31 protein-coding genes are annotated in these 24,805 nt (G+C 64.7%); 22 read left to right on the top strand and 9 right to left on the bottom strand.

From position 1 onward, the window contains the following. Window positions 1-448: 448 nt before the first annotated feature. The 3 genes from BISU_RS09920 to BISU_RS09910 all read right to left on the bottom strand — a co-directional run bounded on the left by BISU_RS09920 (window position 449) and on the right by BISU_RS09910 (window position 3,625). On the bottom strand, window positions 449-874 hold the full coding sequence (locus tag BISU_RS09920; protein WP_051246169.1) for a hypothetical protein: 426 nt from the start codon (window positions 872-874) through the stop codon (window positions 449-451). Further along, entirely contained in the window at window positions 871-3,012 is a 2,142-nt protein-coding gene (gene feoB, locus BISU_RS09915) for a ferrous iron transport protein B (RefSeq protein ID WP_033503174.1), read from the bottom strand. Before feoB ends, BISU_RS09920 begins: the two co-directional genes overlap by 4 nt. 385 nt (window positions 3,013-3,397) lie before the next feature. Further along, window positions 3,398-3,625: a FeoA family protein gene (locus BISU_RS09910; RefSeq protein ID WP_081672748.1), complete on the bottom strand. Its 228-nt coding sequence runs from the start codon at window positions 3,623-3,625 to the stop codon at window positions 3,398-3,400. Between the two features lie 139 nt (window positions 3,626-3,764). Here BISU_RS09910 and BISU_RS12655 point away from each other — a divergent pair, with 139 nt between their 5' ends. Continuing rightward, window positions 3,765-3,935: a hypothetical protein gene (locus BISU_RS12655; RefSeq protein WP_156100206.1), complete on the top strand. Its 171-nt coding sequence runs from the start codon at window positions 3,765-3,767 to the stop codon at window positions 3,933-3,935. A 104-nt stretch (window positions 3,936-4,039) separates the two neighbouring features. Beyond that, window positions 4,040-4,903: a tyrosine-type recombinase/integrase gene (locus BISU_RS09905; protein ID WP_024463917.1), complete on the top strand. Its 864-nt coding sequence runs from the start codon at window positions 4,040-4,042 to the stop codon at window positions 4,901-4,903. Between the two features lie 65 nt (window positions 4,904-4,968). On the opposite strand, the gene BISU_RS12650 is transcribed toward BISU_RS09905, so the two are convergent. Next, window positions 4,969-5,127 (bottom strand): hypothetical protein, encoded by a 159-nt coding sequence (locus tag BISU_RS12650; protein WP_154677506.1) that lies wholly within the window; start codon window positions 5,125-5,127, stop codon window positions 4,969-4,971. 317 nt (window positions 5,128-5,444) lie between these two features. After that, a complete protein-coding gene (locus tag BISU_RS09900) occupies window positions 5,445-6,365 on the bottom strand; it encodes a hypothetical protein (protein ID WP_024463918.1) in 921 nt (306 codons plus the stop codon). Window positions 6,366-6,663: 298 nt separating this feature from the next. On the opposite strand from BISU_RS09900, the gene BISU_RS09895 reads away from it, so the two are divergent. From BISU_RS09895 to BISU_RS09865, 7 genes are all read left to right on the top strand, one after another. Continuing rightward, entirely contained in the window at window positions 6,664-7,260 is a 597-nt protein-coding gene (locus BISU_RS09895) for a ParA family protein (RefSeq protein WP_024463919.1), read from the top strand. Next, on the top strand, window positions 7,257-7,493 hold the full coding sequence (locus tag BISU_RS09890; RefSeq protein WP_024463920.1) for a hypothetical protein: 237 nt from the start codon (window positions 7,257-7,259) through the stop codon (window positions 7,491-7,493). The genes BISU_RS09895 and BISU_RS09890 overlap by 4 nt, the downstream gene beginning before the upstream one ends. Window positions 7,494-7,663: 170 nt before the next feature. Next, window positions 7,664-8,056 (top strand): hypothetical protein, encoded by a 393-nt coding sequence (locus BISU_RS09885; protein ID WP_152580517.1) that lies wholly within the window; start codon window positions 7,664-7,666, stop codon window positions 8,054-8,056. Window positions 8,057-8,120: 64 nt separating this feature from the next. Continuing rightward, entirely contained in the window at window positions 8,121-8,402 is a 282-nt protein-coding gene (locus BISU_RS09880) for a hypothetical protein (RefSeq protein WP_024463922.1), read from the top strand. Window positions 8,403-8,404: 2 nt separating this feature from the next. Further along, window positions 8,405-9,391: a zeta toxin family protein gene (locus BISU_RS09875; RefSeq protein ID WP_024463923.1), complete on the top strand. Its 987-nt coding sequence runs from the start codon at window positions 8,405-8,407 to the stop codon at window positions 9,389-9,391. 100 nt (window positions 9,392-9,491) lie between these two features. Next, window positions 9,492-9,719: a hypothetical protein gene (locus BISU_RS09870; protein ID WP_024463924.1), complete on the top strand. Its 228-nt coding sequence runs from the start codon at window positions 9,492-9,494 to the stop codon at window positions 9,717-9,719. A 13-nt stretch (window positions 9,720-9,732) separates the two neighbouring features. After that, window positions 9,733-9,921, top strand: coding sequence for a hypothetical protein (locus BISU_RS09865; protein ID WP_024463925.1), 189 nt, complete (start codon window positions 9,733-9,735; stop codon window positions 9,919-9,921). 36 nt (window positions 9,922-9,957) lie between these two features. Here BISU_RS09865 and BISU_RS09860 read toward each other — a convergent pair whose 3' ends face one another. Together BISU_RS09860 and BISU_RS09855 are read right to left on the bottom strand one after the other, a co-directional pair. After that, on the bottom strand, window positions 9,958-10,329 hold the full coding sequence (locus tag BISU_RS09860; RefSeq protein ID WP_226839122.1) for a toxin-antitoxin system protein: 372 nt from the start codon (window positions 10,327-10,329) through the stop codon (window positions 9,958-9,960). Beyond that, on the bottom strand, window positions 10,326-10,628 hold the full coding sequence (locus tag BISU_RS09855; RefSeq protein WP_024463927.1) for a hypothetical protein: 303 nt from the start codon (window positions 10,626-10,628) through the stop codon (window positions 10,326-10,328). Before BISU_RS09855 ends, BISU_RS09860 begins: the two co-directional genes overlap by 4 nt. Before the next feature lie 423 nt (window positions 10,629-11,051). Between BISU_RS09855 and BISU_RS09850 the strand changes: the two genes are divergently transcribed. Together BISU_RS09850 and BISU_RS12645 are read left to right on the top strand one after the other, a co-directional pair. Beyond that, entirely contained in the window at window positions 11,052-11,318 is a 267-nt protein-coding gene (locus BISU_RS09850; protein WP_024463928.1) for a hypothetical protein, read from the top strand. 41 nt (window positions 11,319-11,359) lie between these two features. Beyond that, window positions 11,360-11,533: a hypothetical protein gene (locus tag BISU_RS12645; RefSeq protein WP_154677507.1), complete on the top strand. Its 174-nt coding sequence runs from the start codon at window positions 11,360-11,362 to the stop codon at window positions 11,531-11,533. 153 nt (window positions 11,534-11,686) lie between these two features. Here the strand turns inward: BISU_RS12645 and BISU_RS09845 are convergent, their stop codons facing one another. Both BISU_RS09845 and BISU_RS09840 read right to left on the bottom strand, forming a co-directional pair. Beyond that, complete coding sequence (locus BISU_RS09845) at window positions 11,687-12,223, bottom strand: hypothetical protein (RefSeq protein WP_024463929.1); 537 nt, start codon at window positions 12,221-12,223, stop codon at window positions 11,687-11,689. 123 nt (window positions 12,224-12,346) lie between these two features. Beyond that, window positions 12,347-12,526 (bottom strand): hypothetical protein, encoded by a 180-nt coding sequence (locus BISU_RS09840; RefSeq protein WP_024463930.1) that lies wholly within the window; start codon window positions 12,524-12,526, stop codon window positions 12,347-12,349. A gap of 446 nt (window positions 12,527-12,972) precedes the next feature. On the opposite strand from BISU_RS09840, the gene BISU_RS09835 reads away from it, so the two are divergent. The 11 genes from BISU_RS09835 to mobF form a co-directional block, all read left to right on the top strand. Beyond that, window positions 12,973-13,191 carry a glutaredoxin domain-containing protein gene (locus tag BISU_RS09835; protein WP_033503544.1) on the top strand — a complete coding sequence of 73 codons (219 nt, stop codon included), beginning with the start codon at window positions 12,973-12,975 and terminating at the stop codon, window positions 13,189-13,191. Window positions 13,192-13,679: 488 nt separating this feature from the next. Then, window positions 13,680-14,297, top strand: a complete 618-nt coding sequence (locus BISU_RS12825; protein WP_161787762.1) for a hypothetical protein — start codon at window positions 13,680-13,682, stop codon at window positions 14,295-14,297. A 20-nt stretch (window positions 14,298-14,317) separates the two neighbouring features. Then, window positions 14,318-15,877, top strand: coding sequence for a ParB/RepB/Spo0J family partition protein (locus tag BISU_RS09825; RefSeq protein WP_024463932.1), 1,560 nt, complete (start codon window positions 14,318-14,320; stop codon window positions 15,875-15,877). Between the two features lie 404 nt (window positions 15,878-16,281). Further along, on the top strand, window positions 16,282-16,590 hold the full coding sequence (locus tag BISU_RS09820; protein ID WP_024463933.1) for a hypothetical protein: 309 nt from the start codon (window positions 16,282-16,284) through the stop codon (window positions 16,588-16,590). A 30-nt stretch (window positions 16,591-16,620) separates the two neighbouring features. Further along, window positions 16,621-17,232 carry a hypothetical protein gene (locus BISU_RS09815; RefSeq protein ID WP_024463934.1) on the top strand — a complete coding sequence of 204 codons (612 nt, stop codon included), beginning with the start codon at window positions 16,621-16,623 and terminating at the stop codon, window positions 17,230-17,232. A gap of 403 nt (window positions 17,233-17,635) precedes the next feature. Next, window positions 17,636-18,514 carry a hypothetical protein gene (locus BISU_RS09810; RefSeq protein ID WP_024463935.1) on the top strand — a complete coding sequence of 293 codons (879 nt, stop codon included), beginning with the start codon at window positions 17,636-17,638 and terminating at the stop codon, window positions 18,512-18,514. Continuing rightward, window positions 18,511-18,780 carry a hypothetical protein gene (locus BISU_RS09805; RefSeq protein WP_024463936.1) on the top strand — a complete coding sequence of 90 codons (270 nt, stop codon included), beginning with the start codon at window positions 18,511-18,513 and terminating at the stop codon, window positions 18,778-18,780. Before BISU_RS09810 ends, BISU_RS09805 begins: the two co-directional genes overlap by 4 nt. Before the next feature lie 93 nt (window positions 18,781-18,873). Then, the gene (locus tag BISU_RS12640; RefSeq protein ID WP_152580520.1) at window positions 18,874-19,131 is read left to right on the top strand and encodes a hypothetical protein; all 258 of its coding nucleotides are present in this window, start codon (window positions 18,874-18,876) and stop codon (window positions 19,129-19,131) included. 171 nt (window positions 19,132-19,302) lie between these two features. Then, a complete protein-coding gene (locus BISU_RS09800; protein ID WP_024463937.1) occupies window positions 19,303-20,016 on the top strand; it encodes an eL24 family ribosomal protein in 714 nt (237 codons plus the stop codon). 24 nt (window positions 20,017-20,040) lie between these two features. After that, a complete protein-coding gene (locus BISU_RS09795) occupies window positions 20,041-20,529 on the top strand; it encodes a hypothetical protein (RefSeq protein ID WP_024463938.1) in 489 nt (162 codons plus the stop codon). After that, on the top strand, window positions 20,526-24,805 hold a 4,280-nt coding region (gene mobF / locus BISU_RS09790; RefSeq protein ID WP_034533089.1), incomplete at its 3' end, for a MobF family relaxase. The genes BISU_RS09795 and mobF, both read left to right, overlap by 4 nt.

Raw genomic sequence — 24,805 nt, 5'->3', positions numbered from 1 at the left:
GCCCAGCGCAGCGATATATGCAAAACTGAATAATGCGGCTTTTCGGGTTTTGCTGTGTGTGGTTTTCCCCGTTGCGACGTGTATCTCGCTTATGTGAGGCGTTATTGGATGCTTGCGGAGGTCTATCTGCGTTATGTGAGGCGTTAATTCCTTGGTATCCCGAGTATCGCTGGCTGGAAACGGCGGTTCTGGGCCAGCGATACTCGGCTCTCCGAAAAATAGCGCCTCACACAACGCAGATAGACCTCCGCAGCACTTTGTTAACGCCTCACATAACGCATACACAGTGGTTGCTCGAGGAATACAGCGGTTGTCCGGCCGAATTTGCCGTTGACCGACGCTGAATTGTTGTCGGTGCATTCATGTGGCAGGCCTGATCATTGTTGCACTGCGCGCTGCACTGTTGCCGTCGCTGCCGTCATGCCAAGCGCTGCGCGATGACCTGACCTTATACTTGGGCCGGTTGACTCTTGCGGAGCCGGTGCGATGAAATGACTCGCCGCAGCTTGCCCAGCGGCGACTGCTGCTTGCGAATGCTGGGCGGCAGAATCGGGCAGCTGGCGCATACCATCGACTCGGGGTCGGGCTGGCATGCGCCGCCAGCCGTGCAGTTCTCCGTGCGCAGCTCGAAGAAATCGATGTCGCCGCTGATGCGGGCCTGCTCGATGACGAGATTCACAAAGTCCAGCGGCAGCCCCAGATCCTGGGCCGCGATACGGGGCGTCTTGCCGGAGACCAGGGCTTGCACGACTTGCGCGGTTATCGGTATTTCCGGTATTGTCGGGGCGTCTTTGCGGTTTACAGGGGTTCTCTCTGTTTTGGTGAGTTCTGTTTTCGTGGTTTCGGTATGCCTGAACTCATTCGCAGTATTCATAGCAGCCGCCCGATCTGGAAGACCACAATCGCCAGAATATAGGCCACGACGAGGCCCATGCCCACGGATTGCAGGGCGATTTTGCCGCTGTACTGCCGCCGTATTTCCGCGATGGTCGCCAGGCACGGCGTGTAGGCGAGCACGAAGATCATGAACGCGGCGGCGGCCGCTGAGGCATGCCCGCCGCTGGAACGCTCGAAGCTGGCGCGCACCGCCTGGCCCAAGGTGCCAGTGCCTTGCTGCTGCTCGGATTCGTTGCCCGAATCGTGGATCGCGTAGCTTTGCGCCATCGACCCGACCACGACCTCTTTGGCCACGAATCCGGTGATAAGCGCCGCCGAAGCATGCCAGTCGTTGAATCCGGCGGGCTCGAACACCGGCGCGACGCCCGAGGCCACCGCGCCGTAGAGCGAATTCTCGACCTCATCGACATGGCCGAAAGTGTTGTTGCCGGCGGCTCCCGCGCTGATGGGCATGGCGGAGAGCAGCCAGACGATGACGATCATCGTGATGATAATCGAGCTGGCGCCGGTGATGAAAGCCCACAGCCGCAGCGCGACCGACTTGCCGAGCTGCAGCACTTTGGGCATCTGGTAGGGCGGCAGGCCCATCGCGAAGGGCTGGGTGTGCAGGTCGCGGAACTGCGTTTTGCGCAGCGCGAGGCCGACCGCGAGAATAATCACAATGGATGCGACGTACATGAGGAATATCGCGAGTCCGGCGTAGCGGCCGAAGAATGCGTAAGCTAGCACGATATAGACGCTCAGGCGCGCCGAGCATGACGTGAACGGGATGAGCAGGCCGGTGAGCAGCCGCTGGCGCGAGTCGGGCAGCGTGCGGGTCGAGGCCAGCGCGGGCAGGTTGCAGCCGAAGCCGACCACGAGCGGCAGGAAGGCGCGGCCGTCGAGGCCGATGGCGCGCATGGCCTTGTCCATCACGAAGGCGGCGCGCGCAAGGTAGCCGGAGTCTTCGAGCAGCGAGAGGATGATGAACATGATGCCCATCGGCGGGATGAAGGTCAGCACAGTGACGAAGCCATCGAGCAGCCCGTCGACTATCAGCCCGTGGAACCAGCCCGCAAGTGCTTCTTTGCCGGCGACCAGCGTGAACGCCCAGTCGATGCCATCGGTCAGCCATTGCCGGAAGGTCACGTCGAACCAGTCGATGAGCGGCCCGGCAAGCGTCGTGGTCGCCTCGAACACCGCGTACATCGCCGCGAGGAAGATCGCGATGCCGGCCACGGGGTGGAGCAGGAGCCGGTCAAGCTTGTCGGAGAAGGTCGGCTTGTCGACCGCAGGCTGCTTGCGGTTCAGCTCCGTGACCTTGCCTGCGATCCAGGCGAAGCGCTCATCGGAGGTCTGCTGCGCCCACGCCGAGACCTCGTCTTGGGTCGCTTCGCGGCCGGGGATTGCGGCGGTGGTGACGGGTGGTATGGGTTGGAATTGCGCGGGTTGAGGTGGGATGGGCTGTGCCGACGTTCGCGCCGCCTGTGCCGTGTCGTGCGTCGCCTGCGCCGCACCAAGCTGCCGATCAATGGCATCCAGCAATTCCGTCTTGCCTTTGCCGGTTCGGCCATCGACCTGGATGAATGGGACGCCGGGGACGAGCGCGGCGAAATCGCCGATTTCCAGCGTCGAACCTTGACGTTTCGCCAGATCGAGCATGCTCACCGCGACCACTAACGGATATCTGAGGTCGATGAGCTGACTGAGCAGATACAGCGATTTCGAGGGCGAGGTGGCGTCCATCACGGCGACGATGACATCGGGCTGCGGGTAGTCGTTCCGCGCCATCGCGGCCTCGGAGGACACCTGCTCGTCCGGGCTGATCGCGTCGAGCGAAGCCGTGCCCGGGGTGTCGATGAAGTCCCAGGTCGCCCCGCCATGCCTGAGCGCGCCGGATTCCACGAGCACCGTTGTGCCGGGGGCGTTCATCACCGTGGCGTTTGCGCTCAGCACGGCGTTGAACAGCGTGGATTTGCCCACATTCGGATTGCCCATGAACACGATGCGCGGGTTGCCGCTCGGTTCCTCGTGGCCCATATGGTGATGCTGCGAGGGCAGCAGCACGGCCAGCCCGCGGCGATGATGGTGGCCGCCGGAGTGTTCGGAGTGCTCTGCATGTTCGGTGTGTTCCATGCCCATGTGGCCCATGTGGTCGGCGTAGTCAGCGTGAGCCGCATGGTCGTCGCAATCAGCGTGCGAGTCAGGTTTCGCGCAGCACGCGCAGCCGTCATCGTCATCGCCGCGAGCGGCCTTGTCGTCGTTATGTATCGTATCGACGGAAACTTCGGAAGCATCATTTGTATCGTTGGCACCGGCTAAATCAGACTGTGGCGATAGCATCGAAGAATCCCCGGACTCAAGGGTTTCCAGCGGTTCACGAATCATGCGACTATTCCCATTCTACGTGACGGACGCGATGCCTATGTGCTAGTGCCATTGTCGACTTGTGCACAACTGTTCGCGTATTTCGCATATTGTGCGTATGCATATGCAGTGCCAATGCGCATTCCAAAACGGCTCAGCGCACCTCTACCAGAATCCGCTTGGCAGTAGCGCCGTCCAGCGCGATGCGTTCCGAGCCGTGCGCGACGACCCGCCCGCCGAAGCCGGCCTTCTGAATGACGCGCATGCGTTCATGCTCGCGGAAGCCAAGTTCGTTGAGACGGAAGCGGTTGCGCAGCGTCAGATCGACCTTGCATATCTCGATCTCGACCCCCAAAGGGCATGTGCGCAACGAATCCGTCATACGAGCGAGAATAAACCAGCCAGCCCCTGTCTGTAAAGGTTTTTCCCCTTGTTTTTAACCACTACAATTTGCAAATTCACGACAAGAAGATGTGAAGGTCCGAATCCGGAATCCAGTGAATCTGGATAGCATAACAAAAATGGCTGAAAACGTTGAAATTTCAACATCTTCAGCCATATGCTGTGCCCCCGCGGGGATTCGAACCCCGGACACGCTGATTAAGGGTTCGGGATTGGGATATCGCGCGGTGTCGCTCGGCCTGTTCTCGATTGTAGTGCATGTGCGTTCGAGGCATGGTCTGGGCGGCTGACGGCGGTGGCCTCCCGAAGAACGCTGTCCCCGTTTCCTTCTTATGGTTGTTTCATGCCGGCATATGGCTGTGGCCGGCATTTTTCATAATGAAAGAAGGGAATCATGACGTTCTACGCTCGTCATCGTCAGCCGCCGCAGTCGTGGGCCGGATACGTGGACGGATGGGTCATGGACATGCAGGCCCGGGGGCTGTCCGAGCACACCATCGAGGCCAACTGGTACCGGCTCACCTGCTTCGCCAGGACGCAGACCCGCGGCCCGGACGAGGTCGAGCCGTCCGACGTGCAGGCCTGGCTGACCGGGGAGCGGATCGAGGCGAGCACCAAGGCCGGGCGGCGCGCCTCGGTCAACGAGTTCTACAAATGGGGCCTGCGGATGAAACGACTGAAAGCGAATCCGGTCGACGCGCTGCCCCCGGTCAAGCGGCCCCGCAAGCCGGCCCGCCAGCCCGCGCCCGAGCAGGCCGTGGCCAAGGGCCTGGAATCGGACGACGCCGACGCCCGGCTCATGGTCCAGCTCGACGCCGAGGCCGGGCTGCGCCGCGAGGAGATATGCCGGGTCAAGGGATCCGACATCGTCGCGTACCCGCAGTCCGGGGACGAGGAGATCAGCGGCCTGGTCGTACACGGCAAGGGCGGCAAGACGCGGCTCGTGCCGATCTGCGCGCAGCTGGCCGACGACATACGCGACGCGGCGGGCGACGGCTGGCTGTTCCCCGGCCGATACTCGGGCCACTGCTGCGTCGACCACGTGTACCGCGTCGTCAGGCGCGCCACCGGATACCCCACCCACTCGCTGCGCCGGCGCTACGGCAGGATCGCCTACGAGGCGTCCGGCTACGACCTGCGCGCCGTGCAGGAGCTACTCGGCCACGAGAGCCCCGCGACCACGCAGAGCTACATCTTCGTCCCGCAGTCCAGCCTCGGGACGATAGCGCTCAAGGTCAAGGACAGGCGGCCCGTCTGAGGCAGAGGCATCATAAATGGGGGGTGACCGCCCCGGCCTTGCGGCCGGGGCGGCTGAGAGCGCCGCTAGCTGCGGCCTCCGATATAGGTCATCGCCCAGCCGGCTATCGCCAGCGTGACGGCGTTGGCCGTGACTGTGTCAGCCTTGGCCGCGACGACGACGGCAAGCGCCGCCAGTATCCATAGCGTCGGGCCGCTGCGCGGCCCCTCATCCAACTTGCGCATGACTGCGCCTTTCCCTGAAGGCCGCGCCGCGAAGCGCGGCCGCGTCGCCCGGCTGATGCCGGACGGCCGATCGCTCCTCGCGAAAGGAGTTCTCGACATGTGCCACACTAGCGGCTATAGTGGAAGTCGCTGGATGAAAGGCACCGCGACCGACCCCGTATCGAGGCGGCGAGCTAAGACTTTTGGGATCGGGCCTGATTCCGGCGGGGTGGCTCCAACTCCATCCCCATTGAAGTGCGCGAGACCTCCGAGCCCAACGGTTCGGAGGTCTTCCCATGTCCGAGTTGTAGGTCTCGGCAATGAGAGGGGCGCAAGGCCTACCAGTATCCGATAACCTGCTGCTCAACCTCATCGATCACAGCCTGCGGAATATCAGCCACGGGAATCCGATACGCCGTATTCAGCCTCGGGTTAAAAATGCCAAGATACTTGATCGGCTGAAACTCAGGATGCACGGAATGCAAGCCCATTCGCCAATACACCAGCAATTGCAGCGTATGCTGGCTCGTCGGCCTGCGCTTCGACACCTTGAAATCCCAAAGCGTGTCCTCGGTGAGAAAATCACCGTCGCCAGCCACTATCACATCCGTGTAGCCGCCTTCGAAGGTGAATCCGTCCACTGTCTTCGGGCCGTACTGCTCCAGGAAGGCGAGAGCGCGGCCCACCATCGTCCGGACATTGCCGATTGTCGCGTCATCCGGCCAGATATCCTCGACAGGCTTATAGCCTCTGGGGCCTGCCCTGAAGCACACGTCATAGCCTGCCAGCCTGATTGCGTTCCTCACCGAGACGTCATCAAGGCCCCTCACTTCGGACAGAAGCGAAGACGCATAGCCTGCTTCGCCTACTATCCATGCGCCACGCAGAGATATGTCGAAGGACTCCTCGGCGCTGGAACCGGAGAGGAGCCGTGTCAGGTAGTCCACGGCGATGCCAATCAAGATCGCCGATACGTCCCCATCGGGGCTCAGCGTTTCATCCCCGTCGCCCAGCACGGTCGCAGCGAGTGTGCGAGAAGGGATATACCCGCCGTATGGCTGCTTGATGCTTTTGACCCTGCGCATCACCGGGCATCCGACAACTTTGGGCGACAGAAGGCTTATGTGTCTGTTGGCCCTCTCAAGCTGGGCCCTTTCCCTTCGCTCCCTTTCCTCGCGGTATCGCTTGGCCTGCACGCGCTCGACCCGCTTCTGACGGCGATGCTCCCGGCGCCGGATCTTTACTGCCATGCTGGTCATCTCTTACCTCCTAGTCGCATAGTGCCGGAAGCCCTCACAGGCATCTGGCTCCCCTCGCATCCGTCCAAGTTCAAAAACGGGGTACAGAGTCTCCTTGCGGGGCTATCTTACCTCTGTCCGGGGCTTCCGTGTTGAAGCGGGAGGAACGATCGGCCGCGGCGGAGCAGACGAAGGGCATGCCGCCCTTGCACAGGCAGACAAGAAAATGATTAATTACCTACGCAAGTACTTGTGAAAATAATTTCCTAACTATATAATTAAACATGAAATCGCAAAGACAATCGAAAGGAAGGCGACGATGCTCGTAGCGATAGCCAACTCGAAGGGCGGGGTCACGAAGACGACCACCGCCATCTATCTCGCCAAGGCCGCGGTCACGCGGGGCGACCGGGCGCTGGTGCTCGACGCCGATGTGCAGGACAGCGCCAGCGTGTGGGCCGACTCGGCCGAGGAGGAGGGCGACCCGCTGCCCTTCGAGGTCGTGGCCGCGAAGCTGTCCACCCTCGCCAAGGCCGTGAAGCAGGACCGCGAGGACCCGGACACGTGGCGGTTCATCGACTGCCCGCCCAACGGGATCATGCTCGACAAGGCCATCGAGGCCGCCGGCTACGTCATCATCCCCACCAGCGAATCCCCGCTCGACATGCGCCAGACCTGGCAGACCTACTACGCGGCCAGCGACCAGAAGCCCGCCGCCGTGCTCGTCACCCGGGCCGAGACCAACACCACCATGCACCGGGACACGCTCGACGCCCTCGACTCGCAGCAGGCCCGCCGCTTCGAGACCGTGATCCGCAAGCGCGCCGACATCGTCAAGACCAACGGCCACAACCCCAGGAAGCTCTACGAGTACGCCGAGGCATATGCTGAGCTGCGGAAGGAGACCGCCCGATGAAAGGAAAGACGAGCAGCATGATGCAGCCCCCCAGCCGCAAGCCATCCAGCGTCAACGAAATATTCCGAGACGACAGCAAGGAGAAAAAGGAAGAGGAGAAGCGCGTTACCGTCGGCTTCGGCGTCACGCTGAGCACCAGGAAGAAGCTCAAGCAGTACGCCCTCGACCACGACACGAAGATGAAGGACATCGCCGAGGATGCGCTCCTTGAATACATGGAGAACCACCAGTAGCAGCGGCGGCGACGGACGGGAAGGGCGGCGTCAATAGAACTCCCGCCCGGCCGGCTTCCGGAGACGAGGATGTGACATAAATTCGAGCCAGAAAACAAGAAAACAATTACACAAGAAGTTGAGAAAACAATAAAATGCGTATATAATAAAGTATGTAAGCAAGAACGCAGTTGATTGATTTTCCAATCGGAATGGGGCGGGGCATGGCATTCAAATCCGGAGACTTCGAATACGTGGCCGGCAACCTTGCGGCGGCGCCCCGCCTGGGCAGGTTCCCAGCCGGGGACGGCACCTACAGCGAGGTGGTGTGGATGACACTGGCGGTCAACCACGGCGACGGGACGACCGAGTACGTCGAGCTCGAGGCGCGCGGCAAGACCAAGGAATACGTCAAGAACATGGCCCGCTCCGACTCCAGGCCGCTGGCCAAGGGCAGCTTCGTCATGGCCGGCGGCACCCCCGGGAAGACGAAGAACGGCAGGCGCAAGCTGCGCGTCTCCGTCCTCGCCGACCGGACCAGCCTCGACTACGACGTGCTCGACTGGGACTACCTCAAGCAGTGACGCAGCCGGACGCCGGACACGGAGGGCTGCGGATAGGATGAGTGGCAACAGGAAGGAAGGACCCATGGCCCAGAACGATAGAAGATTCGACTACGATCCGATGATCTACGACGTCATGCGCGAAAGCGCGACCAGGCTGGGGGGCGAGTTCATCGACCTCGCTAACCACGCTGGCACCGAGGCGGAGCGCGAGGCGTTCATCGTCGCCGACCGCGGGCTGATGAACGAGGCCCGCCAGGTCGACGCGCACGACGTCGAGGCCGTGAAGGCCATGACCGACGAGTTCGGCGAACGCCTCAGGATGATCGAGGACGCCGAGAAGCAGGACGAGCGGAAGGCGGCCTGAGCATGGGCCCGTTCGACCTCGACGACGCGACGCTCAGGAGGATATACGACAGCCAGATAAGCCAGGTCATGCCCCTGCATGAACCGGAACGGGAACCCTGCATCGTCCTGGTGGCCGCGCAGCCAGGCGCAGGGAAGACGCGCGCGGTCAGCGACGCGAGCGACGCGCACGCAGGCGCATACGCCTTGCAGGGCGACGAGTTCAGACACTTCCATCCCGCCTACAAGCAGGTCATGCGCGCAGACCCGCTGCGCATGCCGGCAGTGACGGCCCAGGCCTCAAGCCGCTGGGTCGAGATGGGCATGGACTCCCTGCAGGAACGGCGCAATAGCCTCGTTCTCGAGACCACGATGCGCCACCCCGACGCCGTGCAGCGCACCCTCGCCAGATTCAAAACGGCAGGCTACCGCGCCGAAGCGGTCATCGTGGCCACGCCGCCGGAGCAGAGCCTCATGGGCACCATGATCCGCTACATCGAACAGACCGAACGAAACGGCCGGGGCCGCTGGGTCGACTCCAGCGTGCACGACGAGGCCGTGCGCCAGATGCCGAAGACCCTCACGGAGCAGATCGCCAAGGGCGGCATCGACCATGTGACCATCACGAACCACGCAGGGGATATCCTCTACGCCGCTGACGTAACCCTGGAAAACCGCGGAAATGCCAGCGCCGGCGTTCTGAGCGCGATCCGGGAGGGGCAGCGCTTCGATAGGATCCCGCCCAGCCAGCGCGCCCAATGGGATCATGACGTCAGGCACGTCAGAGCATTCGTCGGCGCGCACCCGGAGGACGCGCAGGTCGCTCGGCTCGCCGCCCGCATCACCGCATCGGCCCAGGCCCGCGACCCGGGAAGACCCCAGGAGCCGCGCGGCGGACTGCAGCCGCCCATGCTCGAAGACATCCGCGAATACAACGCCCAGAGACGAGTCCGGCGTGACGAGCGCCCCAGCCACCCGCCGGAGCACGACATCGACTTCGGCGGACGCTGAAGCGCGGAGCCCTGCAGACGGCCTGAGCGAGGGTCTTGCGCGAACGCGGCAAGTAAAGAAAACAAGCCGGGACAAGGCACTAGCCCCTATCTGTCTCGCTGTGGAACGCGGGGCTGCCGCCCCACGCCCCGCCGAGCTGAATCAGCTCGACCATATGCCTCCGGCGCTGCCGCGCGCATCGAGGGACAGCGCCTCGATACGCTTGCCTCAAGGCCGATCGGACTGCTACGGGAGCGATAACGGAAAGCGCGGAGGAAGCGCGCCGGGCGGGTTCGTGACCGCGTTCCACGTCAACGCGGAGCAGAGCAACTTCTGGGACAAGGGCTGAAAGGAGCGGAACGATGGCAGGCAACGACGAGGTGTGGCGCTGGGACGACTCCCAGGCGGTGGAGTACACGGGAGCGGACGCGCAGGAGCACGCCGACAGGAATCTGATGGCGTGGACCGGCGCCGCCAGCCCCGAGGAGGCGGCCGCCATGCTGCTGGGCCGCCCGGGCATGACGGAGCAGCGCGAGGAATCCCAGAGGTGAGCGGCACCATGGAGTCCGCTGTCTGGCGGCCGCTGCTTATGCGGCCGCGAGGTCGTGGCGGTGCGCCACGGCGTCGCGCTCGATCAAGCGTCGGACGTACTCGCTGAAGTTGTCCAGCCCATCGCGCTTGGCTGCCTTGGAGGCATAGTCGTCCAGGGATTCGGGCATGCGCAGCGCACGCTGCACGCTCCTCTCCCGCCCTCTGCGCTGTTCGCCCAGCGTGGGGCGGCCGAGCACCGTCCGGTAGAAGGTGTCCGCGTCGCCGTCCATGAGCTCGACCACGCGCGCCGCGTCGTCGCCCGAGAAAGAGGCCAGCGGCGGTCTGGCCGCGCCGCGCTCCGCCCGCGCCATTAGTTCCTCGTAATCAATGTCGCCCATTTCATCGTCCTTTCCCATAGTTCCGGTCAACGGCGGGCCATCCAGTAGCCCCGCCACAAATCGCTCAAATGCATCACGTGGAACACGACCATGTCGGGTCCGACCTTGTGCACCAGCACCTCGATGAGATCATCATCCAGCGCCCCGGAATGCCGTCGGCACACTAGCAGCACGACTGGCGGCCGACGGCGCACCTCAGGAGTGCCCGGATCGGACGTGTCCAGAAGCGCAGCCCACACCGGCCTGGCCATCGCGGCCCGCACCATGGCTTCGTCCAGACGGTCCTCCGCGAAGTGCCGTCTGGACGAATCCTCGAATCGAATGCTCATACCATTATTGTAAACCACTAATGTCATACGGTCAAATCCCAATTTCCTTACGTGTTTCACATGCTATTGACACGCCATGTATAAGGCGGTTTCAGATTCCTAGGACAGCAGGATTTGCAGCTCCCGTAATCTCACAACGAATAAAATGCTGATTCCCAGGGGCTGCCGGCACGGAGACGCGCCGGCAGCCCCTGCCTTCTCTGAAATAGTTTTATACGGGACTTTTCTTTAAATCATCAGCTCTATGCGGGGCTGCCGCCCCACGCCCCGCCGAGCTGGATCAGCTCGACCATATGCCTCCGGCGCTGCCGCGCGCATCGAGGGACAGCGCCTCGATGCGCTTGCCTCGAATGCAACGGTGCAAGCCTGATGCCCATAGCTCAGGAAGCGGGACAACGAAGAGGCTGCGCCTATTCTGGAGGCATGTATGGTTTCGATCCCGATGACGTCCGGCTCAGGCTCAGCATGCAGACCGAGAAGTACGACGCTGACGAGCTGGTGACCCGTGTGCGCGTCAAGCTCGAGAAGGTCAAGGACGCGGCCTTGGACGCGAAGGATGACCCGGCCCTGAGCCCGCATGAGCGCCGGATGGCGGAGCGCCGCTATCGGGAGGTCAAGGCCGACATCGATTCGATCCGCTACCAGTGGCGCGATGAGCGCCTGCGCGAGCTCGACAGCAAATGGCAGTAAGACGGCTAAAGGGCTTGCGCGCACATTGCTATGATCGACTCATGCCTGGCGATGACGATATCCACAAGCTGCTGCGCGACGCCTTCGACGCTACAGGCGGCAGATCGGACTCGAATTGGGGGCTGGAGCGGTTCGCTCTCGATCTGTGGATGCGGGGCGCACTAGACGACGAGCAGCTTGCACGGCTGCAGGTATTGATGCACGGAGACGATTAGACCTTACAAAAACTGAGGGGGTTTCCTGCCCACATGGGCAGGAAACCCCCTCAGTAGTATTGCAAGACATATTGTATTTAATGTTTAGCGTCCATTGAGAAGATCATAAGAGGAGAGCACGTGAAACCACCGCCATTGTCGGGCAGAATCATATCAGTACCTTTGCGCAGACACGGTATACACCAGCGCAGGCTTGTTGAAAACGGCAACGGACCAAGGACCTAGCGTAGGGGTCGTACGCATCACTCCATCACCAGTGGTCCACCCTGCATAGGCCTTATCGATCGCATATGTCTCAAATCTGATTTGATTGTGCCACTGGCCTATTTTGACTCCGTTCCCAGAGAATCCGGTTTCCACTTTATTCGATCCGATGAGGCGGACCATGAGAGCATTGCAGAAGTTATTCTGAGTCAGAGCAAAAGATTGGACGTCGGGCGCTGTCTTCTCTACGGACAAGACGTTGCCGGTATCAGTGTCGATGAGAATTTCCTTTGGAGTGTCGGACAAAAGGAAATTATCCAAATCCCTCTGATTGTTGATACCAAGCTGACTCTGGACTTTGGCCGTTCCGATATATTTGTACGATGAATTGACAGGCAGCGCCGACGCCGGCGATGCCACCCCCAGCATAATGAGCAGTGCTGCCGCCATTAAGGCGAAAACGCCTAGAATCCTGTTTTTACGCATAACTATGGTTCCTTATGTTAAGTACTGTATACGTAATGTCTTAGTAATTGGAATCGAAGAAATCCACAGCTCTGAGAGAGATCTTCAATTGAGTATTGAGTTGGTTCCCTAGCCATCCGCTGCTTATGCGGACAATTCCATTTTAAAGTCAAACGGCCACACGCCCCCATCGAGCCGCGTGACTATCGCGATGTTTCTGGCGTGGCGCAGGCAGCGGCCGGCCAGGGCCGCGGCGCCGTTCAGGGACGCCACGAACCGGTAGCCGCGCGCCGATTCGCGCGCCTGCCCGATGGATTCGTCCAATCATTTCCCCCTTGTCCCCGTCGGCGCGCGGGCCGCCATGCCGCAGCATCCTCGCCATCAGCCCCCGCCAGTCGTGCCACGGCCGATCTCTAGTTGGCCGGCTTTCGATGCTATGGCAAGCGTAGCAGCCGTTCCTGTGCGCTCTCACAGATTCCAGGAGCGTCGGGCGTTCGCCTCTCGTGGGGTTCCCTATCCGCGCGGCGGCTTGAAGTCCGGCGGCTCTCGTCCTGGCGTGGGCCGTGCCGGGATGCTGTCTGCGGGTCGAGTGGGCACGTGGCTTTTCCTTCCGTTTTGTTTTTTTTTGAGCCGCTGCACTATATCTCCGTTCCGCGTCCGGTCCAGGCCCGCTCGTCGGAGAAACTGCGCTCCGCCGCGCGCGGTCTGGACCGGACGCTCCGCTTCGATGCGTTGCGCTTGTTCAAAAAAGCAAAACGGAAGGAAGAGCCATGGACGTCACCATCTACACCAAGAACGGATGCCAGCAGTGCAAGGCCACCAAGAGGCGGCTGGACAGGCGGGGCATCGCCTACCAGGAGATCGACCTGGACACTGATCCGTGGGCCAGGATCCAGGTCAGGCAGCTGGGATACCAGTCGGCGCCGGTGGTCGACACGCCTCATGGCGCGTGGGCGGGATACCGTCCTACCCTCATCGACCGGATATGACCGGCCCGGGGCCGCCCCCGACAGGCGGCCCCTCCCCATTTCCCTTGCGGTGGCGCAGTGGCGCGCCTCGCGCCCCCCGGCGATGCCGGCGGGATCGGCGCGCCCGAACCGGCACGGTTCGACCCAGCGAAAAGAACGAGCCAGGCAGGCGATGAGGCTGGCCTCGTTCGTCTCCCGGTCTGCGGGGATATGGGCCGCCGCTCCTTCGTCGCAGCGGGCCGGCCTCAGGCCGCCCGCCGGCAAAGCCGCCGGATCGGGAGTCTGCCAGTGGGGTGTTGCTGCCGTCTCCCATTCTGGCACGGCCCGCTGCGCGTCAAGTCGGAGCGTTCGCGCGCCACGCCTCGCTCCCGGCCCGGGGATTGCAAAAAAGCATAATCCCCGCGCCTTCGCTCCCCGTGTCGCGCGCCCGCACTCGACTTGACGCTCCGCTTTCCGGCCGTGCCGCCATGCGAGCCGTCAGCAACACAGACGAGCAGGAAGGCCCCATCATGACACAGCCAACAACCGCAACCACCACCATCCAAGCAGCCGCACGCCAGCTCACCAGCATGCGCCGCGAACAGGGAGTCAAGAAGGCCGACCGCGCCTACTGCGCGACCCCATGCGCCCAATGGCTCGACAGCCTGAACGAGGGACGCGACCAGACCAGCCTTGAAACCCGGCAGCGGCTCACCGCGGGCATGAGCATAAGCCTTGCCATCCGCGACGCGCTCATCCTCAGCACCGTGGACGCCGGATGCCACTTCGGCGCGATGCTCGCATCAGCCGCCGACGGGCACGCGCCCAGCACGGCGCGACGCATGTACCGCACGCTGCGCACCGCGTTCGACGACCCCCTGTGGGCGCCCGACCAACGGCGCGTGGACACCGCGCTGGACATCCTCGACGCCATGCGCCGCGACCTCGCCAGCGAGGAGAACGAGTACGCCGCGCAGCCCTTGGCCGTGAGCGCCTATCTACGGTGGTGGACCGAGAAGCCCGGCGCCTTGGAGAAGGCGATGCGCGCCCTCGCCGTCCAGCCGGACACCACGCTGGCCGCCATCGTGCTCACCGCGCTCAGCCACGACATCAAACCCGCCTACCTCGCCAACCGCAACAACCAATAAACCACAGGAAAGGAATCATCATGAACACCCAGACGCTACAGGACATCGATATCGAGAGCATCGACCCGAACCCCGCCAACCCGAGGCAGGACATAGGCGACGTGAGCGAACTCGCCGCCAGCATAGCCGAGCAGGGAGTCCAGCAGAACCTCGTCGTCGTGCCGGGCGGCGACGGCCGCTACACCGTGGTCATCGGCCACCGGCGGCTCGCCGCCGCCAGACAAGCCGGACTAGCCAGCGTGCCCTGCGCGATACGCGAATGGGACGAGACCACGCAGCGCGAAATCATGCTCGTGGAGAACACCCAGCGAAGCGACCTGACCCTTCTTGAGGAAGGCGACGGGTACCAAGGACTGCTCGACCTCGGCGTGAGCGTCGAGCAGGCCGCCCAGCGCACCGGGCGCAGCGAGAAGACCGTGCGCCGCCGCCTGAGCATCGCGGCCATACCCCAAGCCACGCGAGACAAGACCACGGCCCAGCCCACCATCGAGCAATGGCAGGCCATCGCGGAACTCGCCGACCAGAGCGACCTGCAGGAGGCATTGGCAGCGACAGCCGGAACCCGGGACTGGGACTACACGCTGAGCACCGCCACGGAGCACGCGGCCCGCCGCCGCTGGTACGCGGCAGCCAAGACGCTGCTCGACCAGCAGTCGCGCGAATACACGTTCGAAGAGCCAAGCGGCGGCTACTACCAGACGCCCGAAGGCTGCACGCAGCTCGCGCTGCTCGCCCCCGGCAAGCCCTTCGAGCAGCAGGAGGCCGAATGGCTCGAAACGAGAGACGAGGACGCGCCGCCCGTCACGCGAATCGGGATGCGCGCGTGGGACGGCAAGCGCCCCACATGGAGCGAAGGCATCGCCCTGTACGCGCAATACGACATCACGCAAGTCAAGCAGGAGCGGGCCGAGCGCGAAGCCGCACGGCAGCGCCAGCGCGAACAGGCCGAGGCCGAGCAGGCCCCAGCCAAAGCGCACGCCGTCACCAGCCTCGCCCTGCGCCGCGCACACATCGCGCACCTGCTCGAACTCAAAAACCTGCCGCGCAACACGAGCAAAGGAATCGCCCTGCTCGCAGCCACGGCCATCCAAGGACTCATCACCGGCCGCATCGACGCGTGGGGCCGCGACTCGGGCGAAATCCTCCAGACCCTCGAAGACATCGGACTCCAAGACCCGCGCAACGACGACGAAAACAACACAGACGAGGAGGAGTACGAGGGCACCGGCGCAATCATCGCCCGCACCATAGCCCGCCTCGACCCGCAACGCCAAACGCTGGCCCTCGCCTACGCCAGCATCGAGACCAGCATCAGCTGGCTCGACTGGCTGCAAGACGACGGCCTCACACAATCCATCACGCCCCTGTACGCCGCGCTCGAAACACTCGGCTACCAGATCAGCCAGCCCGAGCAAGACGGACTCGACGGCGCATACCTCCCCACACCCGAACCCGACGAAGAGGACGAGGAAGAACAGCCGGACGAAGAAGAGACAGAGACGGCAACGCAAGAGGAGAACGAGGAAGACGAGACGGAGACCGGGAAGGAGCCGGAGGAGAGCGAGGCCAGCGAGCAATAAGAGCAAGTCCAAGGGCCGGGAGTCCGCAGCGGGACCCCCGGCCTGCCCTCGCGCCCAGGCCGACCCGTCGACCATCCCGCGAGGGGACGGATCTCCGCGCCGGCACTTCGCCGGACGACGGGCGAAGGCGGAGCGCCTTGCGGCGCGCGCCCCGGCCGAATAGGGCCGGTGCCGACGGCGGCCGCGGCCGCCGTCGAGAGGAGCGGGCTTCGCCCGCCGTCCCGGATTTTCTTTTTGGCCGGTCGGCTTCGCCTTGGATCATACCGGCGTCGCGGAACCCGTCAACGCCCACGCGCCGGAACAACGCCGCGCGTGTTCTTATGACGGAACCCGCTTTGGCCGGTAACGCTTCGCTTGACCAACCGGCCAAAAAGAAAAAACAGGGAGCACAAGGAGCGCACATCATGAACGCAGCCACCTCGCCAAATTGCATGGGAACCGCAAACAACGCATACCTTTGGCCGGCCGTGCCGCCCAAGCTGACGGACAGCCAACTGGAGCAACAAGAGCGCTACTGGGCGAAGAAGTCGCGTCATTATGCACGCTGCCGGCGCTGGCATGAACTGCGTATGCGCTATCTGACGCTGCACCTCTTCATCGCGAAGGCAAACGCCGCGCTCGGCGGCTGGCCCACGCTCATCGCCGGCATCGCCACGGCATCCGCCGTCGCCGCAGCGCTGCTCAGCATCGCGACCAGCAAGCACAGCAAGTAACCCCACTCGCAAACCGAAGGAGCACACGACATGAACGCACCCACCTCGCCTGACATCGCGCAGCCGACCGTAACCAACAGCCACAAGGACGGCATACGATACACCGGCGGCAAGTACGACCCGAGCAAGACGGCCAAGCAGCGTGTCGCCGCCATGCGCAAGGACATCAAGACGCTGCAAAGAAACGGGAGCATCCCCAAGGACTACGCCATCAGCTGCCGCACCCGCGACTACGGAACCGGCGGCAGCGCGTGGAGCGCCGACATCACCATCGCCATACCCACGTCCAGGCTGTACGCCGTGCCGAGCCTCGGCCAGCTCACGCACATCGCCACCACCCCGGCCGAACGCGAAGCCGCCCGCGTGTTCTCCAAGCTCTGCGCGCGCCACGGCGGCCAAGCCAGCGACCAGCAGCTTCAAGCCGACCTCGACGCCGCGCAGAGCAAGCTGGACGCCAAGGGGTTCGACGAGCTCGACGACGACGACATGGACATGCTCGTGCTGGCCCCGGCCGCACGCCGAGCGCTCGAACTGTGCAAGCAGGTGGGCGAGCAGTACATAGCCTACGAACTCGCGCCCGCACGCGACTACAGCACGCGCGACGGCATCATATGCGCGAGCCTCGAAAGAGCCCTCGACTAGCCAGCCCCCGCCAGCGGCATCCGGCCCCGCCAGCCGGACTCCGCCCGGCCGCGCCGATGCCGTTTCTCGCCCGCCCGGGAAACGGGCGGGACTCGAAGCCGGCACTTCGCCGGACGGCAGGCGAAGGCGGAGCGCCATCCTGGCGCGCGCCCCGGCCGAATAGGGCCGGAGCCGACAGCGGCCGCGGCCGCCGTCGAGAGGAGCGGGCTTCGCCCGCCGTCCCGGATTTTCTTTTTGGCCGGTCGGCTTCGCCTTGGATCATATCGAAGTCGCGGAACCCGTCAAGCAACACGCGCCGGAACAACACCGCGAGCGTTGCTTGACGGAACCCGCTTTGTTCGATAACGCTTCGCTTGACCAACCGGCCAAAAAGAAAAAACAGGGAGCACAAGGAGCACACGACATGAACACAGCACAGGCAATCAGCGAGAGCGCGGCCCGACAGGCGAAGCAGGCACGCAGCCTCGCAGGCTACCGGGAAGGCAGCGCCACCAGCGAACACGAGCAGGCCGTGCAGGAGATACGCCAGCTCGCCGAGCAGCGCAAGCAGGAAGTGGACGAGAGCTACCACGAGCGAATCGACCGGCTGGCCGACCGGTACGCCGCGATCCTCGCCACGCAGACCAACGAGTTTAACGAGCGCAGCGCGCGAATCCCCAGCGTGATGCTCACCGGATCCGCGAACTACCCGGCCGAGAAAATGGCCAGGCGAACCGACAGCATGATGCGCCGCTATGCGCAGCAGGACGAACAGCTCGAGAGGACGCGCGCCGCGATCCTCGCGTGCGGCAGCAGCATCAGCAGCACGCAGGACAACGCCGAGCAGCTGCTCGCAGAAAAGCTCGCCCGGCTCGAGGCCAGGCAGACGGAAATGAAGCAGGCCAACAAGAAAGCCCGCGCCAGCAACGAGCCAGCGCCCTACGAGTCCTTCACGCTGAGCAACAACAACGCGAACATGCGCCGCATACGCCAGCGCATCGAAAGTATCCGACGCCACAAGGCCGCCGGACGCGAGGAGCAGGCCGGCACCATGCCGGCGGGCGAACCCTTCACGCTCGTGCAGGACGGCGAGGAAGGATACACGTACTTCCAGTTCGACGCCAAGCCCGGCGAAGCAACGCGCGGCACGCTGAAGCGCCACGGCTTCCACTACTCGCCCCGACTGACCCGCTGGCAGCGCAAGACGACTGGCGGCAGCGCCTGCGCCATCCGCGCCATCCTCGCCCAATGCCAGCAGACGACAAACCAAAACCAGCCAGAGACACCGAAGGAGCAATCATGAACGAAGGACAGGCAAGCAGCGGGAGCGTCGGGCGGCCGGCCACCATCACGAAGGAGGACAGCGCACGCGTCGAAGAACTGATCAGCCGGGCGGACTGGGCCGACAACTATGCGGCGGAAGCCGCCGAGGACGCCGACCTCGGAGACGGCGGCTTCCACAGCGAAGCCGACCGGCTGCGCCGCGAGGCCGATGCCATCGCGCGCAAATACGGGTTCGAGGATCTGGACGCGCTGTGCGACCACCTCGACCAGCAAGACAGCCAGTAGCATATAGAAAAACCAACGCCACCCCGACACGGGCCGTTTGCACACGCAGACGGCCCGAATTTTTTTCCGCGCCACCGCTCTTGCAGCACGAGCATGACGGTCACCACAGCACAACGCCACAAGCAAACAATCACAGCAGCAGACGAACCATCACCACAGGAATCAAGTGAGAACGAGAACACAATCATGAGCACAGTCAGAGCAGAATTATACGAGAAGCAAGCAGAAACGAAATCAGATTTTTCAGATGATCTAGCAGAGCTTTCATCGAAAACCATGAAAATCGATCAATGCACTTCTTGCTCCCAAGGAGCAAAAACGGCCGGAAACGGCGGAATAAAGCCGAAATAAGCCATCTTAAACGGCTTAAGGCCGAAAACGACGCAGTGCGAAACGGCGGAAGGCTCCAGCCGTCGCAGTCGGGAAACAGTGACGCATGCGCTCCGCGGATCCGCGGAAGGCGATTTAGGTTGAATGGGAACAGCCTCGAAAGAGGAAAACGAATGTGAAGGAAGTGTGAACATGGGCGGGCAGGCAATGAGCGTATGCCCCGTGTGCGGGAAGGAGTTCCCCGTCGAGTTCAACCGGAACGGGGAGCTCAAACGCTTCGACTCCGAGGCGTGCCAGAAGAAGTACTACTACGAGCACGAGGGCAGCGCCGCGCGACAGGAGATGAAGGAGGCGCGGGCGCGGATCGAGGAGATGGAGCGCCGGCTCGAAGCCAGCGAGGCGGCGAACGGGTCATGGCGCGAGCAGTACGACGAGCAGTACCGGCAGCTGCGCATCCTCCAGCTCGACGTCGCCAAAGCGTGCGAGGACATGCGCCTCATGTTCGACCGGGGCGTGCTCGGCGTGAACACCAGAAGCCCGAACTACCCGATGCTCGCCGGGCACAGCGGCTTCCTCAAGCTCATCGACGAGTACGAGGACCACCGGCCCGCGCAGGTCATCGCAGAGGAGAAGGCCCTGGACGAACAGGACCAGAAGCAGCGCCGCGAATGGCGCCAGGCGCAGCTGCGGGGCATCGCTCACGACGAGCAGACAGCCATGAGACACCGGCAGCTCAAGGAGCGCAGCACAATGCTCAAACGCTGCCGGCACTGGAAGGCATGGCGGGGCCTCGAGGACGCGCAGCTGTACGAGCGGGAGCAGTACGGCGTCGAGCTGGGCGACGACGACCCCATGATCAGACCCTATCTCGACATCCTCAGAGACGGCCGGCCGGCCTTCCAATAAGCGTTTCAATAGAAAGGAACCACAATGAAACAGAACAACGAATCCATGGAAGCCGAGATCGAAAAGCTCCAAAACAAGCTCGCCGAGGCGAAGAGGATGCAACGCATAGCCAGGACGCTCGCCAGCACATTGGAGCACAGGCGGGCGGGCATCGCCAGAGCCATCAAGGCCTATGACGACGTGCGGCGCGCAGGCATCGACGAGCTTTCGTGGACGGATTCGCACGCCCGCGACAACGGCCTGGCCACCACCGCGCAGGCCATCGCCAGCGCCAGAGATGAGGTGATGGGGCCAGCTGCCAAGAGCGGGAAGAAGGAGGACTCAGCGCCGGGCGAGCCAGCGCCGGGCGAATCCGGAAGCGTCCCGAACGCCGAGGAGCAGGGCGCGCCGGCGCAGGAAGGCGGCGACGGGAACGGCATCAGCCAGCAGGATCACGCTGCGCTCGACGCAGTTCAGGCGCAGCCCGCCGATACCAGCGACGGACCACGGGAGGACGCGCCCTCGTGGCAATGAGCATCACCAAGCTGATGGCCGGCACCGCCTCCAAGTACTACGAGAACACGGTCGACAGCGTGCTCTCGGACCACGGCGGCGGCATGGCCAACTACTACAACGCGCCGGGAACCCCGCCCGGCGTGTGGCTCGGCAGCGGGCTGAGACGCTACGGCCTCAAGGCCGGAACGCAGGCGTCGAACAAGCAGGTGCACCGCCTCTACGACGGGCTGCGCCAGCCCAACACCGGCAAGAAGCTCGTGCGCATGAACGACGAGAGCATCAAGGCGGGCAAGGTCGTGGGCGGCTACGACCTGACCTTCCACATGCCCAAAAGCGTCAACATCCTGTGGGCCAGCGGCGACAAGGACGTGCGCGCCGCCATCACGAAGGCCCACAAGGAGGCCATGGGCGAATCCGTCGCATGGTTCGAGACCCACGTCGCCAGCTCCCGCTCCGGCAGAGGGAGCGTCGTCCGGCAGCGCGCCAAGGGCGTCGTGGCCGTCGCCTACACGCACTGGGACTCGCGCGACCACGACCCCCACCTGCACGACCACGTCCTCATCTCCAACCTCGTGGAGCGCGCCGACGGCAAGGCCGGCGCCCTGGACGGCGGCAGCGCGTTCCGCGCCGCCGTCGCGATCAGCGAACGGCACACGAACCTGCTCATGGACAAGCTCACCCAGAGCCTGGGCGTGCAATGGCACCGGCGCGAAAGCCTCGACAGCAAGGCCAGCGTGTACGAGATCGACGGTGTCAGCGACGAGCTCATCGAGGCGTTCTCCAGCCGGCACAACGGCATCGCCGACAAGAAGAAGCAGCTCATCGAGCTCGCGAGGAGCAAGGGCGACACCGTGGAGAAGGCGCGGCTCGAAGCGCTCGACCGGCAGGCATGGCGCGAGACGAGGAAGGCCAAGCCGAAGCAGCCGCTGAGCCTGAGCCAGCTCATGGACTCCTGGCAGAGCGCCATGCGCGAGCACGGCATCGACCCCGCGCAGCTCGCCGGCTCATGCGTCGGCGCGAGCTTCAGCGCGATCGACGTGCGCGCCGCGCTGCGCGACAGGGACGCGATGCGCCAGCTCTCCGCGCTCCTGGACCAGAGCATTCGAGAGCAGGGCGGACAGCTCCAGAGGAGCGTGACCGGCGCGCTGCACGAGAACGTGAAGGCGAACCGCACGCGCATCACCCTGGACAACGTGCGCGCCGAAGCGGCCCGCCTCGTGCGCGGCGTGCGCGTCATCGACGGGCAGGCGGACGAGCTCATCGACGCGCTGTGCAGCGTCGAGACCGCGCGCCTGGTGCCCCTGACCGCGCAGCGCTACGAGATCAGCGAATCCATGAAGGCGGACGAGCGGATCACCGGATGGAACGGGCGCGCGGTCACCGACGACCAGGAGGGATTCGTGTTCGCCACGCGCGAGCTGCTGGACGCCGAGCAGGCGTTCATCCAGCGCGCCGACGCCACGTACGAGCCCGCCCGCCAGCTCGACCGGCAGGCGGTCGCCGACGCGGTCGAGGCCGCATCGGCAGCAGCCGCGCACCCGCTGGCCAAGGACCAGAGCGCCGCCGCGACGAGGCTGCTGCTCGACGGGCGCATGATCGTGGCGCTCAACGGGGCGGCGGGAACCGGCAAAACCACCACCCTGCGCGCCGTCGTGCGCAGCGCCGGCCGGCTGCAGGGCGAAGGCCTCGTGCTCGGCCTGGCCCCCACCGCCGCCGGCGCGGGCGAACTGAAGAAGAGCCTGGGCATCCAGACCGAGACCGTCGCCAAGATCCTCTACGAGGCGCGCACCGGCAGCCTGCAGACGCGCCTGGCCCGGGCGAACGAGCGGCTGGGCGCAGCGCGGACCCCCGCCGCCCGGCGCGCCGCCCGCGAGCAGGTCGCCGCTCTCAGCGCCCAGTCGGCCGCGCTGCGCATACCCCGGAACGGGATCGTGATCGTGGACGAGGCCGGCATGGCCGACACCATGAGCGTCGAGCTCCTGTCCCGCCTGTGCGCCGAGAACGGCGCGAAGATCATCATGGTGGGCGACAGCATGCAATTGTCCTCGCCCGGCGAGGGCAGCGGCGCGTTCAGCTGGCTCGTCGACCACGGCAGAGCCCAGGAGCTCACCACCGTGTTCCGCTTCCGCGACCCCGGGGAGGCCGTGCGCGCCGAGCACCTGCGCCGAGGAATCAAGGACAAGAAGAAGGAGACGTACACCGCCCTGGACGAGTACGAGCAGGCCGGAGCCATCCACGCCGTGCGCGAGGCCGACGCCGAGCGCGCCGTCGTGGAGCGCATGGTCGCGGACCTGAGCCGCGGCGTCGACTCGATCCTCGTCACCGCCACCAACCAGGACATGGCAGACCTCAACGACGCGATCAGCGGCAGGCTGCAGGATCTCGGGCTGGTCGATTCGAAGCGTCGCGTCACGCTGTCCGACAAGAGCAGCGCCGGGCGCGGCGACGCGGTGTGCACGCGAACCAACAACCGCGGCCTGCGCACGCCGGACGGGACCATCGTGCGCAACAGCGACATCTGGACCGTCGAACGAGTCAACGACGACGGCTCCCTGGACGTGCACCGGCGAGGCGACCGCTCCGCCACGCTGACGCTGCCGGCAGCCTACGTGCAGTCCAGCACGGAGGGCGGGTACGCGATGACCGCGCAGCGCTCACAGGGCAGGACCGTGGAGCGCTCATACACGTACCTGAGCGCGGAGGCCGACTCGTTCAGCCGCTCCATGCTCTACGTGGGCATGACCAGAGGACGCCAGAGCAACGAATGCTACGTCGCGGTCAAAGACCCCGAAGACATGAGGACCGAGGGCATGGACTCCTACGAGATAGCGTTCTGGCAGCAGCGCAAGCGCCCCGGACTCGAACAGGACGGGCGCAGGGAATGGAAGGGCCAGGGCCCCGCCCCCGACAAGGAGCGCTGGTACACGGCCGGCGACCTGCTGCCCGAGGACATCGAGCAGGCCAGGCTGCGACTGGGCCAGGTCATGGACGTGGGCGGCGGCTCCGAGCTCGCCACCTCATGGCGGCAGCGCTACGAGAAGTCGATGCGCCAGCCCAAACGGCTGGCCGTCGAATGGGACTACTACACGAGGCTCCTGGCCGAACGCCGGCTCGAAGAGCAGGTCATCGGACCCGAGCGCATGCGCCAGCTCGCCGGCGACCCGCAGTCCCTCACAGGCATGGTCGCCGCTTACAGTGAGGCCTCGCTCATCGACCGCCGGCAGGCCGACCGCATCGTCAGGACCAGCATCCAGGGCGGGGCGAACAGCGTGCGCCGCGCATTGAACGAGCAGATCAACGACCGGGACGCGGGGCGCAACACATGGGTCGCGGGCCGCTACGCGCACGCTCAGGCCGGACCGGACGAGAGCCAGAGGGTCAAAGACGCGGCCAGCATGGCCAACCAGAGCCTGGCGATGCTCGCCCCCGGCCTGGCCGAACGCACGGCGCGCGACGGCGAGAAGGGGCTCGCGCCCGCATGGACCAAGGCCATCGGACCCGCCCCCGAGTCCGGAGGCTCGGGCCGGCGGCAGTGGGAGCGGCTCATCGAACAGATCGAGGCGTACCGCGCCGAGAATGACGTCGACGACCTCGAGCACCCATTGGGAAAGCCCGGAGCCGGAGCGCAGGACGCATGGCGAGACCACGCGTGGCGCGAACGCCTGGAGCAAAGAATAGAAGTCTACCGGGCGACGCCGCCCGACCCGGATGCGCTGCCCGGGCTCGCCGCCCAGGACGCGCGCGGCTTCGACGGCGGCACCGTCAGAAGGCTCCTGTCCGGCCGGCCCCTGCTCATCGACATGACCGCAGGCCAGCCCCATGACCAGATCGGGCGGGACAGGGAGTACGCGACGGTGCGCAGCGCGAACCCGGCCGGAGCGATCGAACGCGCCCGCGCCATCAGCCCCGCCGCCGTGGAGAGGATCGCCATACGCGCCGACGGGGCGGACGAGCACGCGTTGCTGCGCGCGTGGGACGCGCTCAGCCGCTCGCAGCGGTACGCGGCCGTGCGCGTGGACGCTCCCGGCGGGCCCCGTCCCCTGTACGAGTCGGTGGCGCGGCGGGTCGGCGCCGAGCGGACGCTCGGGGCGATGGACGCGGCSGCACGCCAGGAGCGCGGAGCGCGCGCTGCGGCGGCGGGCCCCGGAGCTGATGGCGGCTACATGGCCCCCGAGACGGGTCGCGATCCGCCGCCGCATCCCGGCCGGACGCCGGACCTGCCTCCGGCCCGTTGTATGGCTATTTCCCTCGTTGCGGCGACTGCTTGCGCTTTGCGCTCAACGCGGCCTGATTA

This window comes from Bifidobacterium subtile (genome assembly GCF_000741775.1).
In the GTDB taxonomy this organism is placed as follows: Bacteria; Actinomycetota; Actinomycetes; order Actinomycetales; family Bifidobacteriaceae; genus Bifidobacterium; species Bifidobacterium subtile.
This window is presented reverse-complemented; position numbering and strand designations above follow the sequence as displayed.

Excerpts from the sequence above, each read along its gene's own strand:
- BISU_RS09920 (WP_051246169.1), bottom strand. The coding sequence starts at position 874 with ATGAATACTGCGAATGAGTTCAGGCATACCGAAACCACGAAAACAGAA.
- feoB (WP_033503174.1), bottom strand. The coding sequence starts at position 3,012 with ATGGAACACACCGAACATGCAGAGCACTCCGAACACTCCGGCGGCCAC.
- BISU_RS09910 (WP_081672748.1), bottom strand. The coding sequence starts at position 3,625 with ATGACGGATTCGTTGCGCACATGCCCTTTGGGGGTCGAGATCGAGATA.
- BISU_RS12655 (WP_156100206.1), top strand. The coding sequence starts at position 3,765 with ATGGCTGAAAACGTTGAAATTTCAACATCTTCAGCCATATGCTGTGCC.
- BISU_RS09905 (WP_024463917.1), top strand. The coding sequence starts at position 4,040 with ATGACGTTCTACGCTCGTCATCGTCAGCCGCCGCAGTCGTGGGCCGGA.
- BISU_RS12650 (WP_154677506.1), bottom strand. The coding sequence starts at position 5,127 with ATGCGCAAGTTGGATGAGGGGCCGCGCAGCGGCCCGACGCTATGGATA.
- BISU_RS09900 (WP_024463918.1), bottom strand. The coding sequence starts at position 6,365 with ATGACCAGCATGGCAGTAAAGATCCGGCGCCGGGAGCATCGCCGTCAG.
- BISU_RS09895 (WP_024463919.1), top strand. The coding sequence starts at position 6,664 with ATGCTCGTAGCGATAGCCAACTCGAAGGGCGGGGTCACGAAGACGACC.
- BISU_RS09890 (WP_024463920.1), top strand. The coding sequence starts at position 7,257 with ATGAAAGGAAAGACGAGCAGCATGATGCAGCCCCCCAGCCGCAAGCCA.
- BISU_RS09880 (WP_024463922.1), top strand. The coding sequence starts at position 8,121 with ATGGCCCAGAACGATAGAAGATTCGACTACGATCCGATGATCTACGAC.
- BISU_RS09875 (WP_024463923.1), top strand. The coding sequence starts at position 8,405 with ATGGGCCCGTTCGACCTCGACGACGCGACGCTCAGGAGGATATACGAC.
- BISU_RS09865 (WP_024463925.1), top strand. The coding sequence starts at position 9,733 with ATGGCAGGCAACGACGAGGTGTGGCGCTGGGACGACTCCCAGGCGGTG.
- BISU_RS09855 (WP_024463927.1), bottom strand. The coding sequence starts at position 10,628 with ATGAGCATTCGATTCGAGGATTCGTCCAGACGGCACTTCGCGGAGGAC.
- BISU_RS09850 (WP_024463928.1), top strand. The coding sequence starts at position 11,052 with ATGTATGGTTTCGATCCCGATGACGTCCGGCTCAGGCTCAGCATGCAG.
- BISU_RS12645 (WP_154677507.1), top strand. The coding sequence starts at position 11,360 with ATGCCTGGCGATGACGATATCCACAAGCTGCTGCGCGACGCCTTCGAC.
- BISU_RS09845 (WP_024463929.1), bottom strand. The coding sequence starts at position 12,223 with ATGCGTAAAAACAGGATTCTAGGCGTTTTCGCCTTAATGGCGGCAGCA.
- BISU_RS09835 (WP_033503544.1), top strand. The coding sequence starts at position 12,973 with ATGGACGTCACCATCTACACCAAGAACGGATGCCAGCAGTGCAAGGCC.
- BISU_RS12825 (WP_161787762.1), top strand. The coding sequence starts at position 13,680 with ATGACACAGCCAACAACCGCAACCACCACCATCCAAGCAGCCGCACGC.
- BISU_RS09825 (WP_024463932.1), top strand. The coding sequence starts at position 14,318 with ATGAACACCCAGACGCTACAGGACATCGATATCGAGAGCATCGACCCG.
- BISU_RS09820 (WP_024463933.1), top strand. The coding sequence starts at position 16,282 with ATGAACGCAGCCACCTCGCCAAATTGCATGGGAACCGCAAACAACGCA.
- BISU_RS09815 (WP_024463934.1), top strand. The coding sequence starts at position 16,621 with ATGAACGCACCCACCTCGCCTGACATCGCGCAGCCGACCGTAACCAAC.
- BISU_RS09810 (WP_024463935.1), top strand. The coding sequence starts at position 17,636 with ATGAACACAGCACAGGCAATCAGCGAGAGCGCGGCCCGACAGGCGAAG.
- BISU_RS09805 (WP_024463936.1), top strand. The coding sequence starts at position 18,511 with ATGAACGAAGGACAGGCAAGCAGCGGGAGCGTCGGGCGGCCGGCCACC.
- BISU_RS12640 (WP_152580520.1), top strand. The coding sequence starts at position 18,874 with ATGACGGTCACCACAGCACAACGCCACAAGCAAACAATCACAGCAGCA.
- BISU_RS09800 (WP_024463937.1), top strand. The coding sequence starts at position 19,303 with ATGGGCGGGCAGGCAATGAGCGTATGCCCCGTGTGCGGGAAGGAGTTC.
- BISU_RS09795 (WP_024463938.1), top strand. The coding sequence starts at position 20,041 with ATGAAACAGAACAACGAATCCATGGAAGCCGAGATCGAAAAGCTCCAA.